Annotated in this window: 17 protein-coding genes; 7 read left to right on the top strand and 10 right to left on the bottom strand. The window is 72.7% G+C overall.

Annotation, left to right across the window (positions count from 1 at the left end):
- Positions 1-60: 60 nt before the first annotated feature.
- The 3 genes from ABD54_RS18045 to ABD54_RS18035 form a co-directional block, all read right to left on the bottom strand.
- On the bottom strand, positions 61-1,242 hold the full coding sequence (locus tag ABD54_RS18045) for a glycoside hydrolase family 64 protein (protein WP_047870677.1): 1,182 nt from the start codon (positions 1,240-1,242) through the stop codon (positions 61-63).
- Positions 1,243-1,495: 253 nt separating this feature from the next.
- Entirely contained in the window at positions 1,496-2,659 is a 1,164-nt protein-coding gene (locus ABD54_RS18040) for a hypothetical protein (protein WP_047870676.1), read from the bottom strand.
- 148 nt (positions 2,660-2,807) lie between these two features.
- On the bottom strand, positions 2,808-4,064 hold the full coding sequence (locus ABD54_RS18035) for an aspartate aminotransferase family protein (protein ID WP_047870675.1): 1,257 nt from the start codon (positions 4,062-4,064) through the stop codon (positions 2,808-2,810).
- A 146-nt stretch (positions 4,065-4,210) separates the two neighbouring features.
- On the opposite strand from ABD54_RS18035, the gene ABD54_RS18030 reads away from it, so the two are divergent.
- Together ABD54_RS18030 and ABD54_RS28350 are read left to right on the top strand one after the other, a co-directional pair.
- A complete protein-coding gene (locus ABD54_RS18030; protein ID WP_047870674.1) occupies positions 4,211-5,674 on the top strand; it encodes an NAD-dependent succinate-semialdehyde dehydrogenase in 1,464 nt (487 codons plus the stop codon).
- Positions 5,675-5,739: 65 nt separating this feature from the next.
- Positions 5,740-5,916 (top strand): antitoxin VbhA family protein, encoded by a 177-nt coding sequence (locus ABD54_RS28350; RefSeq protein WP_160313090.1) that lies wholly within the window; start codon positions 5,740-5,742, stop codon positions 5,914-5,916.
- Between the two features lie 155 nt (positions 5,917-6,071).
- On the opposite strand, the gene ABD54_RS18025 is transcribed toward ABD54_RS28350, so the two are convergent.
- From ABD54_RS18025 to ABD54_RS18010, 4 genes are all read right to left on the bottom strand, one after another.
- On the bottom strand, positions 6,072-6,755 hold the full coding sequence (locus ABD54_RS18025; RefSeq protein ID WP_047870673.1) for a GntR family transcriptional regulator: 684 nt from the start codon (positions 6,753-6,755) through the stop codon (positions 6,072-6,074).
- 54 nt (positions 6,756-6,809) lie between these two features.
- Positions 6,810-7,562 (bottom strand): maleate cis-trans isomerase, encoded by a 753-nt coding sequence (locus tag ABD54_RS18020; RefSeq protein ID WP_047870672.1) that lies wholly within the window; start codon positions 7,560-7,562, stop codon positions 6,810-6,812.
- 104 nt (positions 7,563-7,666) lie between these two features.
- Entirely contained in the window at positions 7,667-8,467 is an 801-nt protein-coding gene (locus tag ABD54_RS18015; protein WP_047870671.1) for an Asp/Glu racemase, read from the bottom strand.
- Positions 8,468-8,581: 114 nt separating this feature from the next.
- A complete protein-coding gene (locus ABD54_RS18010) occupies positions 8,582-9,064 on the bottom strand; it encodes a DUF3830 family protein (RefSeq protein ID WP_047870670.1) in 483 nt (160 codons plus the stop codon).
- 303 nt (positions 9,065-9,367) lie between these two features.
- Between ABD54_RS18010 and ABD54_RS18005 the strand changes: the two genes are divergently transcribed.
- From ABD54_RS18005 to ABD54_RS17995, 3 genes are all read left to right on the top strand, one after another.
- Positions 9,368-10,387: a D-2-hydroxyacid dehydrogenase gene (locus ABD54_RS18005; RefSeq protein ID WP_047870669.1), complete on the top strand. Its 1,020-nt coding sequence runs from the start codon at positions 9,368-9,370 to the stop codon at positions 10,385-10,387.
- A gap of 29 nt (positions 10,388-10,416) precedes the next feature.
- Positions 10,417-11,919, top strand: a complete 1,503-nt coding sequence (locus ABD54_RS18000; RefSeq protein WP_047870668.1) for an amidase — start codon at positions 10,417-10,419, stop codon at positions 11,917-11,919.
- 208 nt (positions 11,920-12,127) lie between these two features.
- Positions 12,128-12,799 (top strand): response regulator transcription factor, encoded by a 672-nt coding sequence (locus tag ABD54_RS17995; protein ID WP_047870667.1) that lies wholly within the window; start codon positions 12,128-12,130, stop codon positions 12,797-12,799.
- 78 nt (positions 12,800-12,877) lie between these two features.
- Here ABD54_RS17995 and ABD54_RS17990 read toward each other — a convergent pair whose 3' ends face one another.
- Positions 12,878-14,623, bottom strand: coding sequence for a GAF domain-containing sensor histidine kinase (locus ABD54_RS17990; protein WP_047870666.1), 1,746 nt, complete (start codon positions 14,621-14,623; stop codon positions 12,878-12,880).
- Between the two features lie 361 nt (positions 14,624-14,984).
- On the opposite strand from ABD54_RS17990, the gene ABD54_RS17985 reads away from it, so the two are divergent.
- Both ABD54_RS17985 and ABD54_RS17980 read left to right on the top strand, forming a co-directional pair.
- On the top strand, positions 14,985-15,902 hold the full coding sequence (locus ABD54_RS17985) for a hypothetical protein (RefSeq protein ID WP_235432104.1): 918 nt from the start codon (positions 14,985-14,987) through the stop codon (positions 15,900-15,902).
- A gap of 353 nt (positions 15,903-16,255) precedes the next feature.
- The gene (locus tag ABD54_RS17980; RefSeq protein WP_047870664.1) at positions 16,256-17,593 is read left to right on the top strand and encodes a hypothetical protein; all 1,338 of its coding nucleotides are present in this window, start codon (positions 16,256-16,258) and stop codon (positions 17,591-17,593) included.
- 352 nt (positions 17,594-17,945) lie between these two features.
- Here the strand turns inward: ABD54_RS17980 and ABD54_RS17975 are convergent, their stop codons facing one another.
- Both ABD54_RS17975 and ABD54_RS17970 read right to left on the bottom strand, forming a co-directional pair.
- On the bottom strand, positions 17,946-19,781 hold the full coding sequence (locus tag ABD54_RS17975; RefSeq protein ID WP_047870663.1) for an LCP family protein: 1,836 nt from the start codon (positions 19,779-19,781) through the stop codon (positions 17,946-17,948).
- 459 nt (positions 19,782-20,240) lie between these two features.
- On the bottom strand, positions 20,241-20,800 hold a 560-nt coding region (locus tag ABD54_RS17970), incomplete at its 5' end, for a hypothetical protein (protein WP_047870662.1).

The raw sequence follows: 20,800 nt of genomic DNA, 5'->3' as shown, positions 1-20,800 counted from the left end.
CCGCGTTCTAGCGCCTCCCGGGCCGGGGCCTCCGGTCGGAGGACCCCGGCCCGGGAGGCGCTAGAACGCGGTCAGGGTCACGTCGAGGGAAACCGGCGCGTGGTCCTGGACGTAGGAGGCGAAGTTCGACACGTCGTCGAAGGCGAAGCCGTAGGCCTTGCCGTCCACGGTGTTCTCGTGGAAGACCGCCGCGTAGCGGTTGGTGGTCTCGTGGTTGTAGAACGCCGCGGGGTCGGTGACCGGGTGCTCGGCGGTGTCCAGCAGGGTCGAGCGGTTGAACGCCGCCCCCAGGATCGCGGCCACCGGACCGGTGATGCCGTCGTTGGGGGCCGCCAGTGCGCCGTCGCAGAAGAAGACGTCGCGGGTGGAGGGCTTGGGGATCGGGGCCACGCCGCCGTCGAAGACGAGGTTGCCCGAGCCGTCCACGCGGCCGGTGAAGGTCCCGGCGTTGGTGGTGACGCGCAGGTCGGTGGTGCTGTAGCGCTCCCAGACCCGGTCGATGTAGGAGTCGTAGTAGTCGGCCGGGAACAGCCCGGCGTCCAGCCCGTGCCCGGGGGCGATGACGAGTTCCCCCTCGCGCAGCACGAGCGACGAGAAGACGGGGTCGGCGGAGAGCGCGGCGAAGACCGCGTCGCGGCCGCCCGGCTCGAACGCTCCGGTGGTCTGGTCGGCCTCGCCCCGGAGGCGGATTGCCAGCGGCACGCTGAACTGGTCCACCATGCTGGTGTTGCAGTACATGCCGGTCTCGTTGTGGGTGAACTCCACGGTGTCGTGGAGCACCCCGTGGCTGGGGTCGGACTCGACCCAGCCCGCCGGGTACTGGAGCGCCGGTCTGCCGTTGCCGTCGGTGACTACCTTGAAGCGGAGCTTGCCGCCGAGGGCGAAGTACACCCGGCCGGACATGAACGGCAGGGTCAGCTCGCTGACGGAGTCCAGCGGGATCGAGTAGTCGGTGAATCCCTCGTCGGTGTTGTCGGACTCCGCGACCGGGTGCGCGACGCCGTCGGCGTCGACCCAGGACTGCGTGTTCGTGGTCAGGTCGGTGCCCACGACGTAGGCTCGGATCTCGCTGTCGGGGAAGGCCCCGGTCTCGTTGGAGACCCTCACCGGAAGGGCGCCGGCCTGACCGCCGCCCGAGGTGAGTTCGCCGTTGCTCTCCGCGCGGGAGCAACCGCTCGTGACGAGCAGGGTGCCGACGGTGGCGAGCGATGCGCCGCCGAGGAACAGTCTTCGGTCGATCATGGGGGTCGCCTCACTGGAGGGGCTGGTAAGACGCGCCCAATCTGACGATCCCCGAAGCGCCGCGTCAACCCGTGGTCACGATCCGTCCGGGGCGTTCTCGTGTTCTCACTGGTAACAAAGTTGCCATGTGATTCATGTCACTCTTTGGTCGAATGATTTTCGGCTCTGCTGGTGAACGTTTTCGGCTGATGAGCGTCAGCAGAAGTTCTCCCCTCGGTAGGCCGGGGTTCACGGGGGTTCCGCGACTCCCGGGCTACGCCCTCGCGCCCTCGGCGGTCTCCGTCGGCAGGGCGGCTTCGTCCGACCCGGCTGCCCCGGACTCCAGGGAGCTGCCCGCCTCCAGCATCCGGTCGATCAGCTCGTCCCTGGTCTCCCTGACGGCGCGCGCGTTCAGGGCCTCGCCGTGCAGTTGGTCGGCGTTGCCGCCGTCGGAGTCCACCTGGACGAGGAGCAGGTCCAGCTCGCGCTGGCGCTCCTCGACCCTTTGGACCTGCTCCCACTCGGTGTGCGCGGCCAGCGCCTCCTCGACGGACGCGCCGTAGCCGCGGATAGCGTCCACCCGGGCCGCCAGCTCGCGGTACACGGCCTCGTGCCGTTCGTGCTGCTGGTCCAGCACGGCGAGCACCCGCTCCGAGACGGCGTCGCGGGAGTCCGCAACGTACTCCTCCCTGATCCGCTCGTGCCGGTGCAGCAGCGAGGCGATCCGCCACTCCTCGGCGCGCAGGACCGACAGGGGTTGTGCCGCGTCGAAGGAGTCGCCCAGCCGCAGGTCGGCCTCCTCGACGGTCCCGATCGTCCTCTGCACGTCCAGCAGCAGGCGGGCGCCCTGCCGGCCCAGGTTCGCGGGCACCAGGTAGCGGTCCGCGTGCGCCGCCGCCAGCCGGTCGCCCCGGGGCCACCACCACCCGGCCCACAGGGCGGCGGCCGCGTACACCGCGCCCGGCACGAACCAGTAGAGGTTGAAGGCCCACTCCGGGCCCGCCAGGGCGAGGCACCAGCTCGTCAGGGTGGCGGGCACGAAGGTCAGGGAGAACGCCTGCCAGGACCGGCGCCGCGATGTCCGCGACAGCCACCGCGGAAGCAGGGACCTCGGCCGCACGCGGGTGACGGCGAGCCCGGCGGCGCCCACGACCGCGGCCTGCGCGAGCAGGCCCAGGAAGTACAGGGGGACCGACCACACCAGGAGGGGGCCGCTGACCAGTGCCCAGAGGAGGCTCAGCGCGGCCACGGCGGTCCCGCCCGCCGCCATGCGCGTCCGGTTCGGGAGCCGGGGCTGCTTGGCCCAGGCCCGCTTCGAGCGCAGGAAGGGCAGGTGCTTCCTGAGCCTTCCGGAGAGGCGGGGAGGCAGTGAGGGGTCCAGGACGGGACGTGCGCCCCCGCGCGTGCTGTCCGCGGCCTTCCACCGGCTGTCCGACACTGGTTCGGCTCCTCTCGCGTGCGGTTCGCCGCGCTCGGCCCCTCCGTTTCGGACACGCGTTTTGGACGCGCGGTTTCTCGGGGGTCCGCACCGCACGTTACCGCCCCGGCACGGAATCCGTACCGGGGCGGAGGTCACGAGTTCCGCCTCAGCCCGCGACGGCCTCCTCCACGGCGGCGGCCCACAGCGACACCGCGCTGTCGACCTGGTCGCCGTCGACGATGAGCGGCGGGATCATCCGCACCACGTTCCCGTCGGGGGCGCAGGTGAGCAGCAGGAGCCCGTGCCGGGCCGCGGCCTGTTGGGCGCGCAGCGCGGTGGCGCCGTCCGGCGTCCCGTCCGCGGCGGTGAACTCGTTGCCGAGCATCAGCCCCCGGCCGCGCACGTCGCCGATGACCGGGTTGGCCTCCGCCACCTTCTCCAGGCCCAGCCGCAGCCGCTCGCCCATGCGTGCGGCGTTCTCCACCAGGCCCTCCTCCTGGATCACGTCCAGGGTCGCCAGGGCGGCGGCGCAGGACACCGCGTTGCCGCCGTAGGTCCCGCCCTGGGAGCCAGGCCAGGCCTTCTCCATGATCGCGGCGGGGGCGGCGATCGCCGACAGCGGGAAGCCGCTGGCCAGCCCCTTGGCCGTGATGACCACGTCCGGCCGGATGCCCGAGGGCTCGTGGCCCCAGAACGTGCCCGTGCGCCCGAAACCGGTCTGCACCTCGTCCGCGACCAGCAGGAACCCGTGCTGGTCGGCGCGTTCGCGCAGCCCCTGGAGGAAGGCCTCGGGCACCGGCACGTAGCCGCCCTCGCCCAGCACCGGCTCGATGAACACGGCGGCCGTGTCCTTGGGAGAGGTGACCGTGGCGAACAGGTAGTCCAGCTCGCGCAGCGCGTACGCGACCGCGTCGGCCTCGGACACGCCCAGCCGGTAGGCGTACGGGAACGGCGAGACCGCCACGCCGGGCACCAGCGGGCCGATGCCCGCCCGGATCTTGACGCCGGACGTGGTCAGCGACGCGGCGCCCATGGTGCGCCCGTGGAAGGACCCCTGGAACACGACGACGTTCTGCCGTCCGGTCGCCTGCCGGGCCAGCCGCAGGGCGGCCTCGACGGCCTCGCTGCCGGAGTTCACGTAGAACAGCCGGTCGAGCCCGGCGGGCAGCACCTCTCCCAGCCGCTCGGTGAGCCGCAGCAGCGGCCGGTGCATCACGGTGGTGTACTGGCCGTGCACCAGGGTCCCCACCTGCTCCTGCGCGGCGGCCACGACGCGGGGGTGGCAGTGGCCGGTGCTGGTGACGCCGATGCCGGCGGTGAAGTCGAGATAGCGGCGGTCGTCCTCGTCGTAGATGTAGGCGCCCTCGCCTCGGGCGGCGACGACCGGTGTCGCCTGTTTGAGGATCGGGGAGAGCTCCGCCATGCGATGCCTCGATTCCGTGTCGCGTGTTCCGTAGGATTGTTGACAATCGACGCTGCTATGGAAACATCCGTGCGGCGACGGTGTCCAGTGGGCGCACGTTGGGCAGTTCTGACCACAGGCCGAATCTCGACCGGGGAGTAGCGAACATGTCGGATCAGGAAGCACGGGTCGTCGCGCAGGTGGACAAGAGGCTGTTCATCGGCGGGACGTGGCGCGACGCCGCCTCCGGGAACGCCTTCGAGGTGGAGGACCCCTCCACCCGCGAGGTTCTCTGCGAGGTCGCGGACGCGGGGAAGGAGGACGCGCTCGACGCCCTGGACGCGGCGCACCGGGCCCAGGCCGACTGGATGCGCACGGCGCCCAGGGACCGCGGCGAGATCCTGTACCGGGGATACGAGCTGCTCATGGAGCGCCGGGAGGACCTGGCGGTCCTGATGACCCTGGAGATGGGCAAGCCCCTGGCCGAGGCGCGGGGCGAGATCGCCTACGCCGCCGAGTTCCTGCGCTGGTTCTCCGAGGAGGCCGTGCGCATCGAGGGGGGGTTCTCCACCTCGCCCGACGGCAAGTCCCGCTTCCTGGTCATGCGCCAGGCGGTCGGTCCCTGCATGCTCATCACCCCCTGGAACTTCCCCATGGCGATGGGCACTCGAAAGATCGGCCCCGCCATCGCCGCGGGGTGCACCATGATCCTCAAGCCCGCCCACCAGACGCCCCTGTCCGCCCTCGCCCTGGCGGGCGTCCTCTCCGAGGCCGGGCTCCCCGAGGGCGTACTCAGCGTCATCCCCACCACGGACCCGGGTTCGGTCACCGAACCCCTGCTCAGCGACGGGCGCATCCGCAAGGTCTCCTTCACCGGCTCCACCGCCGTGGGCCGCAAGCTCCTCGAACAGAGCGCCGGGCAGGTCCTGCGCACCTCCATGGAACTGGGCGGCAACGCGCCCTTCCTGGTCTTCGACGACGCCGACATGGACGCCGCGGTGGACGGCGCGATGCTCGCCAAGATGCGCAACATCGGCGAGGCCTGCACCGCCGCCAACCGCATCTACGCCCAGGCGGGCATCGCCGAGGAGTTCGCCGAGCGCCTCAGCCGCCGCATGGGCGCGCTGCGCCTGGGCCGCGGTGTGGACGAGGGCGTCGACGTGGGCCCGCTCATCGACGACAAGGCCCGCGACAAGGTGCAGGGCCTGGTGGACGACGCCGTGGGCAAGGGCGCCCGCGTGCTGGTCGGCGGCGGCCCCGGCGACGGTCCGGGCCACTTCTACAAGCCCACCGTGCTCGCCGACGTGCCCTTCGAAGCCGAGTTGTCCACCACCGAGATCTTCGGCCCGGTGGCCCCCGTGCTGCCCTTCGACACGGAGGACGAGGTGCTGCGGGCCGCCAACGACACCGAGTACGGCCTGGTCAGCTACGTCTACACCCGCGACCTCAACCGGGCGCTGCGGGTAAGCGAGAACCTGGAGACCGGCATGGTCGGCCTCAACCAGGGCGTGGTCTCCAACCCGGCCGCGCCCTTCGGCGGGGTCAAGCACTCCGGTCTGGGCCGTGAGGGCGGCCGGGTCGGCATCGACGAGTTCCTGGAGACCAAGTACGTCGGCATCGGCGGAATCTGACCGGATCTCCGGGCGATCCGGGGGTTCGACTGTGCCTCGGGCGCGGCACCGCCTACGCTCGCCCCATGGGCACACGGATCCACGACGACGGCGACACCGCCGCCGCCCTGGCCTCGGTCAGGGCGGCGGGCGGTGAACCGTCGCCGGAGGCGCGGGCGGACCTGGAGCGGATCGCGCGCGGTGAGATGAGCTTCGAGGAGGCCAGGGAGCGCATCCTGGCCAGGTACCGGCTGCGGGAGTGATCGGACGGCACGCCCGGGCCCCGCGGGAGCCCCGGGGTCCGTTCTCCGAACGTTCTCCCGTGCCGCCGGGAGGTGGCGAGGCGCACGGCGGGGTCCCCGCCCTCAGGGGTGCCGAGCACTGACCCGAGCGGAGCGGAGGTTCGGGAGAACACAGCCTAGGCCTCGGGGCCGGGCTCCCCGCCCCCGCCGTTGATGCGCGCGACCGTGTCCACCATGTGCGCCTCGATCAGGCGCAGCAGCTCCTCCTCCGCCCCGTCCACGATCGCGTCCAGGATGCGGCGGTGCTCGTCCAGGAGCTCCTCCGGTTCCGGGTACACGTCCTGCATCACCGTCAGGCACATCCGGGTCTCCACCAGCAGCGTCTGCGCCATGCGCTCCAGGCGGCTGTTGCCCGCGCAGCTGACGAGGGTCTGGTGGAAGGCCTGGTCGGCGTCGCTCATGGCGTTGCGGTCGCGGCCGGCCGCCGCGGCGGCCAGCCGCTCCACGGCCGGGGTGAGGCGGGCGACGGCCTCGCCCCGGTTGCCGCGCATGATCAGCTCGCACGCGGTCCGCTCGACGGCGAGCCGGGCGACGTAGACGTCGTGCACGTCCGCGGGCGTGAGTTCGCGCACGAACAGCCCCCTGTGCCGTTCACTGCGCAGCAGCCCCTCCTGCACCAGGCGCTGCATTGCCTCGCGCAGGGGGCCGCGGCTCACCCCGAGCTGGCCCGCCAGCTCGGACTCGCCGAGCTGGTCCCCCGGCGCGAGCGAGCCGTACATGATCGCGGACCGAAGCTGGTCGGCGATCAGTTCGGCGGTGGATCGCCGGGGCACGGGTCTGAGCTGGCCTGGGGCGGGCATGGCCGCCCTCCTCTCGGATCGGTGACGGGACGCGCGGCGGGCGCGTCGTCGAGGTTAACGGGACGCCAGGACGCTGTTGACCGCGGCCGAACCCGAGCGGAACAGCATGCCCGGCCCTGAGCCCCGGCTCGCGGTCGCCCCCGCCAGGCGCAGGCCCTCCCACACGCTCACCTGGTTGGCGGTGAGCACGGTCTTGCCCAGCAGCGCCTCCAGGGGCTCGATGAGGTGGGCGCTGTGCAGGGCGGTGTCCGGCACCAGGACGGCCTCGGCTCGCTGGTGGTCGTTGGAGACGACGAAGTCCAGGACGTCGTCGGGATCCAGGTCGCCGACCTCGGCGGCGGTGGCGATGCCGTGGCTGGCCAGCGACAGCACGGTCACCCCCGCCTCGGTGAGGAACTCCACGAACCTCTGGGCGACGTCGTCGGGGTAGGTGGCGGCGATCGCCACCCGCGAGACGCGCAGTTGGCTCAGCGCGTGCACGAAGGCGAACGAGGTGCTCGACGAAGGCGCGCCCGTGTGCCGGCGCACCCCCGCGACCTGTCTGCGGGCGCCCTCCCAGCCGAACACGAAGCTGCCGCTGGTGCAGGCCCACACCGCGGCCTCCACCTCCATCACGGCCAGCTCCTGGGCGCCTCTGGCGAGCACGTCCTCGCCGCCGACGTCGAGCAGGGCGTCCACCCGGTGGGCGTCCTCGCGCATGAGCGTGTGCACCACTGGGAGCTCGACGCCCCCACCGAGCAGGCCCTCGAAGGCCTTGTAGTCGTCCTCGGCGCTGAAGCCGGGGTAGAGGAATCCGACGCGGGTCATGTCAGTCCTTCCGAAGGGACTCCGGCCTTCAGACCGGGGAGGAACCTCCCCGCTTCAGCTGGGAGAGAAGTCAAGTGGCTCTCCTTCGTGTCACGTCCCGCGCATCACGCGGCACTCGTTGCGGCGACGTCGATCAGGCTCTGCCCGTGGGCCACGGCCTGGCGGCCCGCCGCCCTCATCACGGCCCACATGGTCACCTGGTTGGCCGCGATCACCGGTTTGCCCAGCTCGCGTTCCAGGGGCGCGATGATGTCGTAGGTGAGCACGTTGGTGCAGCTGATGAACACGGCCTGGGCGTCGGGGCGGTCCACCGAGTGCACCGCCTCGGACACCTCGGCGTAGGTCACCCGCCAGATGTGGCTGAGCAGGCCCAGACCCACGCTGGAGGTCACGGCGACGCGGTGCTCGGCCAGGTAGGCCAGGAGCCGGTCGGTCACGCTGTCCACGTAGGGCGTGACGACGGCGATCCTGTCTGCGCCGAGCGCCCCCAGGGCCTGGACCAGCGCCCCGGACGTGGTGACGGCGGTGGGCGCCCCGGCTCCCACCATGGCCCCGTGCAGGCGCCGTTCGCCCCGGGCGCCGTGCACGAAGCTGCCCGAGGCGCACGCGTACCCGATGGCCAGGGGCTCGGGGGCGAGCAGCGCGCGGACCGCCGGGTCCACGTGCTCCTCCCGGCACAGGGCGGCGGCCTGGTCGACCGTCACCGGTACGTGTACGTACGGCAACCGCGTGACGTGCAGCGAGACGTCGTCGGGCGTCCAGCGCCAGAGTTCGCGGTCGAGCGCGAAGTCGTAGGGCGCGATGACGCCTACTCCCGCCTGCCACGGCGTCCGCGTGCTCGCGGCCAGTTCGACGACCTGCTGCTGCGCGCCGGCGCCGTTCGTGTGCTCTACGTCGGTCCGCATCGGTCACTCACCTCCCGGATGTTCGTTGTCGTTGCCGTCCCCGCGGGGACGCGGTCGCTCCGCGCCGGGCCGGTGGGCCGCCCGTGGGCGCGGTCGTGGCGGCTCGCGGGCCGGTCAGCGCTCCAGGCGCTCGTACACCAGGCGCTCGCCGACGCTGCCCGAGCGCCAGACGTCGTCGCAGGCCTCGGCCATGGCGGGCAGGTTCTCGACGACGGCGGCGAACACGTTGCCGGGCACCCAGCCGACGTCGCCGTTGAGGAGCAGGTTGTTGCGCCCGTAGAAGAGGGCGAGGTCGATGACGCCGGGCAGGTGGCCGATCCCCTTGTCCTCCTTGAAGGCGCGGTCGAGCATGCCCCCGTCGAAGGAGAAGTAGACGACGTCGCCGGGGATCGGGGTGACGGTGGGGTTCTCCTGGCCGGGCTCGGCCTCGGCGAACCGCGGCACCATCGTGTAGACCTCGTTGCGCGCGTACTTGGCGTGCTGGACCGCGTCGCCCTGCGGCAGGGCGTTCCAGACCGCCTCACAGGTGCGGGGAGCGTCCTTGTCCAGGAGTTCGGCGACGCACGAGACCCCGCGCCTGGGCAGGGTGATGGTCATGTACCGGGGCAAGTGGGTAGTCCCTTCGACGTCGGGCAGCGGGACCTGCGGGAACACCCCCGCCGTCGGGGCTGTCGATTGTTGACAATCCTAGGGTCCACAACCCCGATGCGGCAATAACCCCGGTGCGAGTGGGTATCCCGGGCAGGTCAGAGGTGGTATGAGAGGCCCGGGTTTCGGGTGGAACAGTCCATTTGTGGATTGTTGACAATCCTATGTGGGCTCCCTAGCGTTTCCCGTGCAGGGCGATCCGTCCCCGACGACCTCTCTGAACCACAGTCGCCAACCGGAGAGTGCACGCCCGTGAACAGCCTCATCCCGCCCGACCGACCGAGACTCCTCGTCCTCCACGGCGACGATCTCCCGCCCGGCCGCGAGCGGATGGACGACCATCCCCGGCTCGGCGAGGTCGTCTACGCCACCGCCGACGAACTCCCCGCCAGGCTGCCCGGGGCGCACGCGCTGCTGGTGTGGGACCTGTTCACCGAGGCGCTGGCCTCCGCCTGGCCCAAGGCCGACTCCCCGGCCTGGGTGCACGCCGCCACCGCCGGGGTGGACAACCTCATGTTCCCCGGCCTGGTGGAGAGCCCGGCGGTGGTCACCAACTCGCGCGGGGTCTTCGACGAGCCCATCGCCGAGTACGTGCTCGGCCAGGTCATCGCCTTCGCCAAGGGCTTCCAGCAGACCTGGGAGCACCAGCGCGAGCACCGCTGGGAACACCGGGAGACCGAGCGCGTGTCCGGCAAGCGGGCCCTCGTGGTCGGGACCGGGCCGATCGGCCGCCACATCGCCCGCAAGCTGACTGCGGTCGGCATGCGCGTGAGCGCCTCCGGCAGCCGCGCGCGCGGCGGCGACCCCGACTTCGGCTCCGTGGTCGAGTCCAGCCTGGCCGAGCGCGGAGCCGACGGCGCCCCGACCCTGGCCGGCGAACTCCCCGGGGCCGACTACGTGGTGGTCGCCGCTCCGCTCACCGACGCCACCCGGGGGCTGGTCGACCGCCGCTTCCTGGGGTTGATGAAACCCACCGCGCGGCTGGTCAACGTGGCGCGCGGCCCCATCGTGGTCGAGGCCGACCTGGCCGCGGCCCTGGAGCACCGCGTCATCGCGGGCGCCGCGCTGGACGTGTTCGAGGACGAGCCCCTCAAGGCGGTCTCCCCGCTGTGGGGGCTGCCCGGGTCGGTGGTCTCGCCGCACATGTCGGGCGACGTCGTCGGCTGGCGCGGTGACCTCATGGACCTGTTCCTCGACAACCTCGCCCGTTACCTGGACGGGCGGGAACTGCTCAACGTGGTCGACAAGAGCCGCGGCTACGTGCCCGGCTGACCCCTGATGGCGTGACACGGGAGGCTGAAGTGACGATCCGTTCCGACCGGGCCGGGACCGAGGACGCGAGCGCGGCCGGGGGCGCCCCGGGGGCGACCGCGGTTCCGCAGGCGCGCTCCGGCGGACCCTCCGGGCCGGCCGACCTGTCCGCCGAGCAGTTGCTCGCGGCCTACGCCGCCGGGGAGCTGTCCCCGGTGGAGGCCGCCGACTCCGTCCTGGAGCGCATCGAGCGGGACAACCCGGCGCTCAACGCGTTCTGCCTGGTGCGCCCGGACGAGGCCCGCGAGGCCGCCCGCGCCTCCGCCGAGCGGTGGCGGCGCGGCGAGCCCTCCGGAGCCCTGGACGGGGTGCCGGTCTCGGTCAAGGACGTCCACCTCACCCGGGGGTGGCCCACCCTGAAGGGGTCGGTCACCAGCTCCCAGGAGGGGCCCTGGGAGGAGGACTCCCCGGCGGTGGCCCGGCTGCGCGAGAGCGGCGCGGTGTTCGTGGGCAAGACGACCACGCCCGAGCTGGCCTGGAAGGGCGTCACCAACGGCCCGCTCACCGGTGTCACCCGCAACCCGTGGGACCTGTCCACCACGCCGGGCGGCTCCAGCGGCGGGTCCGCGGCGGCCGTCGCCGCCGGGATGGCCCCGCTGTCCACCGGGACCGACGGGGGCGGTTCGATCCGCATCCCGGCCAGCTTCACCGGCGTGTGCGGGATCAAGCCCACGTGGGGGCTGGTGCCGCACTACCCGGCCAGCCCCTTCGGGTCGCTCGCGCACACCGGGCCGCTGGCCCGCACGGTGGGCGACATGGCGCTGATGCTGGAGGTCATGGCCCGGGCCGACGTGCGCGACTGGGCCGCGCTGGCGCCGCCCGCGCCCGGCCTCGGCGACGTGCGCCTGCGCACCGACGCCGATCGGCTGGTGCGGGGCATGCGGATCGCCTACAGCCCCACCATGGGCGGTCTGGACGTGGACCCGGAGGTGGCCGCGGCGGTCGCCGAGGCGGCGGCCGCGTTCGAGGCGCTGGGCGCCCGGGTGGAGGAGGCCGACCCCGGCCTGCCCGACTCCCGGGAGGAGTTCCACGTGCTGTGGTACTCCGGCGCCGCCAAGGCCACGGACCGGCTCACGGACCGCCAGCGGGACCTGCTCGACCCCGGCCTGCGGGAGATCGTCGAGGAGGGGCTGACCTACTCGGCGCAGGACTACCTGACCGCCATGGCGCTGCGGATGGAGATGGGTGCCCGGATGGGCCGCTTCCACGACGCCTACGACCTGCTGCTCACCCCGGCGACGCCGGTCGCGGCGTTCGAGGCCGGGCTGGAGTCGCCGCCGCGTCTGGCCGGGGAGCGGTGGACCTCGTGGGCGGGGTTCAGCTACCCGTTCAACATGACCCAGCAGCCCGCGGCGAGCGTGCCGTGCGGTTTCACGGCGGCGGGGCTGCCGGTGGGCCTCCAGGTGGTCGGGCCCCGGCACGCCGACGCCCGGGTGCTGGAGGCCTGCCGCGCGTTCGAGCTCGCCCGTCCCTGGGCGGACCGGAGGCCGTGAATTCGGAAAGGTTCCGTGGCTCGTGGGAACCACGCGCACACCCGCTGCGATCAGGCGCTTTGCTCCGCAGATGAGGAGAATTATCCGTTTGTAGGACCTTCGTCCGAGGAGTTCGGTGCCTAAGGGCCCGCGCGCGGGCCTCCGCACGTATTACCGTCTTCATCGGAGCGGTGTCTGATCGCGGTGACGCAGGGATGAGGATGGGCCGATGCCGGTTGGTGGAGCCGAGGGCGCTCGCAAGCGGATCAGGGTGTTCCTGGTGGACGACCACGAGGTGGTCCGCCGGGGAGTGGCCGCCCTGCTGGAGACCGAGGACGACATGACCGTCGTCGGCGAGGCCGGGACGGCCGAGCAGGCGCTGGCTCGGATCCCCGTGGTGCTGCCCGACGTCGCGGTCCTGGACGTGCGGCTGCCGGGCGGGTCGGGCGTGCAGGTGTGCCGGGAGATCCGCTCGGACCATCCCGGGATCGCCTGCCTGATGCTGACCTCGTTCGCCGACGAGGACGCCCTGTACGACGCCGTCATGGCCGGAGCGGCCGGGTACGTGCTCAAGCAGATCCACGGCGCCGACCTGGTCGGTGCGGTCCGCACGGTGGCCTCGGGAGGCTCGCTGCTGGACTCGGGCAGCACCGGCGCGATGCTGGAGCGGCTGCGCGGGGCCCAGGCCGAGCCGGACCCGTTGGCCGAGCTGACCCCGCAGGAGCGGCAGATCCTCGACCTCATCGGCGAGGGGATGACCAACCGGCAGATCGGCGAGCGCCTGTACCTGGCGGAGAAGACCGTCAAGAACTACGTGTCCGCCCTGCTGTCCAAGCTGGACCTCAAGCGCCGTACGCAGGCCGCCGTGCTCGTCGCCGAACTGCGCGGCCGCCGGTACTGACCGCGGTCGGTACCGGTCGCCCGAGCGGTCTCGACCGCCCCGGTCCCGCACGGAACCGGGGCCGCGCCCCCGGCCCCCTCAGAAACTGTCCGGGGGCGGCACGGCGCCGTCGCGCAGGGGCACCCGCCACACCAGCACCGTGCCCCCGCCCTCGCTCCCGCGCGCGGTGAAACCGCCGCCCAGCGCCCGGGCCCGCTGCTCCAGGTTGCGCAGACCGCTGCGCCTTCCGTGCTCGGGCAGGCCCACGCCGTTGTCGGTCACCGTCAGGGTCAGGGTGGTGGGGCGCCCGGCGTCCGCGGCCTCCTCCACCGCCACCGAGACGTGCACCTCCGTCGCCCGCGCGTGCCGCGCCACGTTGGTCAGCCCCTCGCCCAGCACGGCGAGCAGTTGCTCGCCGATGTCGTCGGGCACGGACGCGTCGATCGGCCCGTCCAGGCTCACCCCCGGGTGGCATCCCAGGCTGTGCGCGGTGTTCTCGGCCAGTTTCAGGATGCGTCCGCGCAGCGAAGTGTCCCTGCGGCTCGGCGGGTTCTGGAGCGCGAAGATCGTCGAGCGGATCTCGCGGATGGTGCCGTCGAGCTCGTCGATGGTCCGCTGCACCCGCTCCTCGGCCTCGGGCGAGGCGATCAGCCGCAGCGTGCTCATCAGCGTCATCGCCGAGGCGAACAGGCGCTGGATCACCACGTCGTGCAGGTCCTTGGCGATCCGGTCGCGTTCCTCCAGCACCGCCAGGCGCTCGGTGTCGCGCCGCGCCTCGGCCAGCTCCAGGGCCACCGCGGCCTGCACGGAGAACCCGTGCAGCATACGGCGTACCGCCGCGGTGAACGGGGCGCGGTCGGACAGCTTGCCCAGCAGCAGCACCCCACGCGTGTTCCCCGGGGTGCCCAGGGGCACCACCAGGCCCGAGGCGTAGCCGCGGTGGGCGAGCATCGGGCAGTTCGCCCGGCTCAGGTCGGGGACGCTCAGGGCCTCTCCCGACTCGTACACCCACCCGCACGCGGAGCCGTGGATCTCCACCGGCGTCCCCAGGATCTCCTGGGCGATGGGCCCGTCCGCGATCTCCGCGAACAGGTGGCCCCGGGCGCGGGGGTCGGGGAGCATGATCACGGCCGTGTCCGCGCCGCCGATCTCCCGGGCCTGCGCGGCCATGTGGGCGAGCACCTCGGAGGTGTCGGCGCCCGACAGCAGGCGCGTGGTGACCTCGGTGGACGCGGCCAGCCACCGCTCGCGCAGCCGTGCCTCCTCGTACAGGCGCGCGTTCTCGATGGCCATGCCCGCGGCCGTGGCCAGCGCGGTCACCACCGCCTCGTCGTCCTCGTCGAACTCCGCGCCCCGGGCCTTCTCGGTGAGGTAGAGGTTGCCGAAGATCTCGTCGCGCACCTGGATGGGGACGCCCAGGAAGCTGCCCATGTGCGGATGGCCCTCGGGGAAGCCCTCGAAGTCGGGGTGCTCGCGCAGGTCGGCCAGGCGCAGCGACGCGCGTTCGTTCAGGGGCACGCCCAGGACCCCCTTGCCGTGGGGGAACCCGCCGATGCGCCGGGACTGCTCCTCACTCAGGCCCACGGGTATGAACTCGCTGAAACCCCCGTCCTCGTCCATCACGCCCAGGCCCGCGTACCGGGCACCGGTCAGCTGTGCCGCCGCCTCGGTCAGTCTGCGCAGCACGGTCGCCAGATCGAGGTCACCGCCGATGGCCAGGACGGCCTGGAGCAGCGAGTGCACCCTGCCGTGGGCGGACATGCGCGGGTCCAGCGAGTGCACCTCGTCCAGCAGTTCTTCGACGCTGTTGGGGGACAGGGAGGAGCTCTGGGGGATCTCAGTCATGTGTCCGTCAACCTCCGCAGAGCCGGTCGGCGTTGTGGCAATGCGCGTTTCCTCAGGCGTAATAGTTGAATTGTCGTTGGTTTTTCCCTGGTTTGCCACATCTTGCTGTTCAGGGGCCGGTTCCGGATGGGCGGGAATTCCTGTGGATTCGGGGTTCCGGTCGTCTAATTCATGCTAACGTCGCGATCAGCGGACGCGACGAGGCCCCTGTGACCTCCCGTCCCACGGCTGGGAGCCGCCGCTCGCCGCGGCGCGACCGGCCCCGACCGCCCCCGCGTGTCGGTCCGCGCCCCACGGTGGAGAGGAACCCCCGGTGTCTGGAGTCCACGGTCTCACGAGCGCCCCCGGCGTTCGTTCCGCCGTGCTTCCCGCGCCGGTGCGGCGGGCCCTGCTGCTCGCCGCCCTGGTCTCCGGGCTCGTGGTCACCGCGTGGCTGACGGCCTCCGACCCCGTGCGGGCGCAGGAGGAGGGGGCGAACGGCACCCTCGTGCACCAGGCCGCCTCCGTCGCCGCGACCGTGCGGGCACCCGCCGCGCAGGCGGTCGCGGAGCACCCGGAGGCGGCGCGCGACGGCTCGGTACAGGGCTCCGCTGCCCGGACGGACACGGGCGGCCCCGACTCCGGGAACCGCTCGGACGCCGCGCCCGCGGACGCCGGAACCTCCGTCCCCATGACCGCCGGGATCAACGCCCCGCTGGTCGGCGCCGTGTCCGCTGTGGGGGAGAGCACTACGCGGATGGTCTTCGACGCGTCCGCCGGAGTCTCCGGCGGCGACGTGTCCGGGACCCCAGAGGTGGCCCGGCAGATCCGCGACACCGTGCACGGGGTGACCGAGCCCGCAGGGGAGTACCTCGACGAGGACGACGCCCCCGGCACCGAGCCGCGGACGCACGAGCAGTCCGCGGACCCGGCCGACACGGACGGGCGGACCGGAGCCGAGAGCGGGGAAGCGGTACCGTCCGCACCCGCCGAGGTCGTCGCGCACTTCGTCCCGGCCGTCCCAGGGGCCACCGAGGGCGCCGTCCGGGCGCACGCCGACCCGGCCGCGGAGAACGCTCCGGCGCGGCTGGTCTCCGATCCGGTCGCCGCGCACTCCGGGCCGGGCGGCTCCGCCTCGGGCTCCGCCCAGGGCGCTCCCGGCGGGATTCCCGCCGTCGCGGGCTACCTGCCCACCACCGGTGCCCCGGCACCGGCGCCCGGCCAGCTCCAGGCCGCCCGGCACGTCCTGCTCGCGGTCCCCGCCGAGTCCGCGGACGAGCCGACCTTCTCGCCCGACTAGCGGTCTCCTTCCAGCCAGGTCGCCCAGCGACCCCTCCTGGCACGCCCCTTCCCAGAGCCGCAGCGCCTCCGACCGGTCACGGTGGGTGAGGAACCGGACTCCTCTGGGGGTTGACGTGAGCCGCGCACCCCGACGGCGGGGTTCACGTCAGTCAGTGGCCAGCCAGATCCACGACTGATGACCGGTAGAGCCGCACCGCTCCCTCCAGGCGCGGGTGGCTCTCCCACCGGAAAGCCCGGACCCGAACGGAACCCTCCCCCCGGCCAGGGGAGCGGAGCCGTCGGACGGCGGGAAGCGCACACGAACGCCGTCCACGCGAGAGCCACAGACCACATTCCGGAAGGACACACGACATGTTCAACACCGCCCGCACCTCTGCCAGGACCCTGCTGGTGGCCGCCAGCACCGCGGGTTTCGTCGCCCTCGGCGCCGGGATCGCCGGTGCCGACGCCCTCGGCGGCGCCACGGACAGGCTCGCGCTGAACGACCTGGGCAGCCAGGTTCCGGCGCCGCTGACTGAGGGCGTCTCCACGCCCCTGGGCGAGCTGGTCAAGGTCGAGCCCGGCCAGATCTCCGCCCAGCCCGACGTGCGGCACCAGTCCGCCCAGGAGCAGCCCCTCGGCCCGGTCGCCGGAAACGCCGTCTCCACCGACACGCCGATCCGGGCGGGAGAGGAGAACGCCACCAACGTCGGGCCGCTGGAGCTGGACACCGTCAGCGAGACGCTGCCCCTGTCGGGTACCGGGAGCCCGGTTTCGGGTGACGCGCTGTCCGGTCTGCTGGGCGGCGGTTCCACCGGGTCGGGCGGTTCGGACATCCTGGGCGGGCTGCTCGGCGGTGTCGGGGGCGGCGGCACCCTGCCGCTGAGCCACGCCTCGACGGAGCCGCTGGCCTCGGGTCCGGTATCGGGCGACCCGCTGTCCACCCTGCTGGGCGGGACCGACCTGCTCGAAGGCGTAGGCCTGGACACCGGCGGCACCCTGCCGCTGAGCCACGCCTCGACGGAGCCGCTGGCCTCGGGTCCGGTTTCGGGTGACGCGCTGTCCGGTCTGCTGGGCGGCGGTTCCACCGGGTTGGGCGGTTCGGACATCCTTGGCGGGCTGCTCGGCGGTGTCGGGGGCGGCGCGGGCGGCGGCACCCTGCCGCTGTCGCACCCGGAGTCCTCCCTGCCCCTGGAGGACGCCAGGGAGACGGTCGGCAACGGCCTCGACAAGCTGGGCTCGTCGGTCGAGCGGGGCACGCACGAGGTCGGTACCGACCTGAGCGGCCTGGACACCACCCTGCCCGCGTCCGGGGACACCCTTCCCCTGGCCGCCGCGGACGCCCCCACCGGCCCCATCAACGGTCAGAACACCGACCTGACCGGCGGCGCCGCCGACCTGGTCTCCGACTTGGTGCTGTCCGACGACGTGAAGCTGCCCATGTCCGCGAGCACCGCGTCGCTGCCCGAGACCGTCGCCGACGCCTCGGCCGACCTGCTGCCCGTACCCGAGGGCACCCTGCCCATGGCCGCCGCTCCCGAGGTCTCGGACGTGGCCGACCTCGCCGTCGACGCCGTCCGCACGACGCAGCTCGACCCCTCCGGCGACTTCGTGGGCAACGACCTGGTGGGTGTGGACGGCATGCCCGACCTGGGGCGGCCCCAGGTGGACACCAGCCACCTGAACCTGCTGCCCGACAGCATCGCCTGACCTCCCTGGAACGTGCGCCCGCCGGTCGTGGCGGGCGCACGAGCCTCGGGCGGTGAGCGGGACCACCTCCGCTGAGGGGCGCCTAACGGAACTGTGGGGGTTCCAGGCGCGTACCGGCGGGGGGCGGAGTCTCCGCCGCCCGAGGCCCTACCGCGGTTCCGGACCGGGGGGACCGGAACCGCGGTCCTTCGTGCCCGGAGCCCCCGGGAACACGGAAGGGGCCCCGGGGCCGGTACGGAGAGTCGTACCGGTCCCGGGGCCCTCGGCGTTCCGGAAGGCACGGAAAGAACGGCGGAGGGGCCACTGGGATCCCGGAGGGCTCCAGGAGTCCCGAAAGCCCCTCCGCGGCGTCTTACTCCAGCTCGTCGCCGGTGCCGTAGCCCAGGCCGTCGGAGCACGGGTTGGAGGTGGCGTCGCGCCCCACGCCCGGACGGGCGGGGTCCTCCTCCGGGGAGGCGTCCGCGACGTCCTCGTCCGCCGGGGAGGGCGAGGCCCCGGGCGGGTCCTGGGGAACGGGGGCCTCGTCGGCCATCGTGAGGGGCAGGGGCCGGTCCTCGCGCACGGCGGTGAACAGCTCCTCGGCCTGGTCCTCGTACCACAGGACCCGGTTGGGGTTGGAGGGCGCCTGGTACCAGGGCACCGTGTGGAACTCGATGTCGGTCAGCTCCACGTCCGCCAGGGTCACGGCGATCGACAGCATCCGGTCGAACGTGAGGGCGCTGTCGGTGGCGCTGTGCTCGGCCACCGCGCGCAGGACGGCGTTGAGCCTGCCCGGGTCGGTGATCACGTCGTTCCTGGTCACCTGGTCGGCCAGAGCCGCGAGGAACATCTGCTGGCGGTCGATGCGGCCGATGTCGCCGCCGTCGCCGATCTCGTAGCGTGCGCGGACGAACGACAGCGCCTCGTCGCCGTCCAGAGTCTGCTCGCCCGCGTCGAGGTCGAGCTTGGACCGGCGGTCCTCCATCGGCTCGGGGATGCACATGTCCACTCCGCCGATGGCGTCCACCACGTCCCGGAAGCTCATGAAGCTCAGGTGCACGAAGTGGTCGACGCGGACGTCGCTCAGCGACTCGATGGTGCGGACCACGCAGGGCGGTCCGCCGTGGTACATCGCGGCGTTGATCATGCCGAAGTAGCCGGACGTGCCCTCGGTGTCGCCGTACGGGTCGCACTCGGGCAGGGCCACCAGGGAATCGCGGGGGAAGCTGATCACCGACACCCGGCTCTCGGGCGAGATGTGCGCCAGCATGACCGAGTCCGAACGCTCGCCCTCGAACTCCGTCGAGTAGGCGGTGCTTCCCTCCTCGTAGCCGTCGGTGCCCATGAAGAGGATGTTGACGGAGTCGTTGATCCTCTCGGGCCGGTCCTCCTCCTTGAGCAGCCCGTCGATGTCGTACTGGACCATGTCCGAGCGCAGCGAACGGTAGTAGCCGTAGGCGGTGCCGGCCCCGGCGGCCAGGACGAGGACCAGGCTCGCGGCGACCCACACCAGGATCCTGCCGGTCCGGCGGCGCTTCGTGCGGACGGCCGGGGCGTCCGCGCCCGTAGCGGCTCCGGCGGTTCCAGCGGTGGGGCCGGTTCCGGCAGCCCCACCTGGCTCAGCGGTCCCACTGCGCTCAGCGGTTTCCGGGGTCGCGGCGGTCCCCTCGGACGCGGCGGCGGTGCCACCTTCAGCGGTGCCACCTTCAGCGGCGGCGCCGTGCTCAGCGGTCCCTACGGTTTCGGAGTTCTCAGAGTCTCCTGTGGTCTCGGTAGCCCCTGCTGCCTCATCGGCCCCCGCGACATCAGTGGTCTCGGCGGTAGATCCAGCCGCCTGCTCCTCGGCGGTCTCCCCGGTCCCGGACGTCCCTTCGGCACCGGTGGGCTTCTGCAGGTCGCCAACCCCGGCAGCCTCTTCGGTACCGGCGGGCTCGTCGGCCTGCTGAGCCTCCTGGGCACTGTCAGTGTCTGAATTCACAACTGTTTCGGGGGCTTCTTCAGCCTTTCCGGCCTCCTCCGCCCCCTCGGTGTCGTCCGACCCGTAGGCCCGGTCGGTCCCGTCAGCCCCGGTTTCGGGCGCGGTGGTGTCCCCACCGGCCGCGTCGCCGCTGGTGTTCGCTGGCCCTGAGCCGGGTGCGGAGCCGTCAGCGGGCCTGTCGTCTGGTGTGTGGTCCCTGCCGGAGGCAGAGGGATTCTCGTCAGCGGGCATCGTGCAATCTCGGTGAGTTCGGACGGCGGGACGTGCCAGTGGTCGGACGCCGGGCCGGAGGGACACGCGTCCGAGTGCGGGGGAGGTCTGGGAACGCGCGGAACGTCAGCGGCGGGCGGTCGCCGGATCCGGGGCCTCCTGGGGATTCGGGGGCGGCCCACGGGGCACGGGCAGCACCGGGAAGCGGGTGCGGCCCAGGGCACGAAAACGTGTGCGTGGCAGAGATCCTAGGTCAAGTTCTTCCTGTCCGCGCGCGCGGGTTGTCCCCGGGCGAGGGGCCTGACCGCAATTGCGCCGCACAATTCCTCAGCCCCCGTGGTCGTCTCCTGGAGTCCGTCCGCCTGGTTTTCCCCGGCTTGTCCGCTTGAAACGCCTGTGTCCGGTCGTCGTCGGGGCAGACACGGACCGCCCGCGCCCCTCGGAGCGGGGACAGCGGGCGGTCAGCCGAGCGGGACCCGGTCAGTCGTCCCAGAAGGCGCTCTCCTTGGCGGGCTCCTCCGCGGCCGCGGAGGAGGAGCGCCCCCCCTTGGCAGCGGGCTTGGCGGGGGTCTTGGCCGCGCTCTTGGCGGGCTTGCGGGCCGGGGCCGCGGTCTTGGCGCCGGTGTGCCGGGGACGCGGGGTGACCGCGCTCTTGGCGATGGGCTCGGCGGGACGCGGGGTCTCGCCGGAGTGGATGCTCAGGGCCTCCTCCTCCACGGACAGCATCTTGCGGACCGCGGCGGGCACCTCGGGCAGCTTCTCGGAGCGCAGGTGCGCGCCGAGCACCTCCAGGGCGTGGTCGCACAGCAACTGGCGGGAGCGCTCGGACCTGACCCCGCTGAGCTCCTCGATCTCCGGCAGGGCCCGCTCGCGCAGCAGGCGGATGACGTCGCGCAGCCGGTCCCGCGTCTTGCGGTCGGTCATGGACATGACGGTCAGCTCCGCCTCGGCGAGGAAGCTGTCGCCACCGTCGACCGAGTCGCGTTCGGCGATGAAGGCGCTGGTGAGGGTGCGCGCGGAGGCGCGGGAGGAGGTGCGGA

It is taken from the genome of Nocardiopsis sp. RV163 (genome assembly GCF_001029525.1).
Taxonomy (GTDB): Bacteria; Actinomycetota; Actinomycetes; order Streptosporangiales; family Streptosporangiaceae; genus Nocardiopsis; species Nocardiopsis dassonvillei.
Note: the sequence above shows the minus strand (reverse complement) of the source record. Positions and strands in the feature narration are given on the sequence as shown.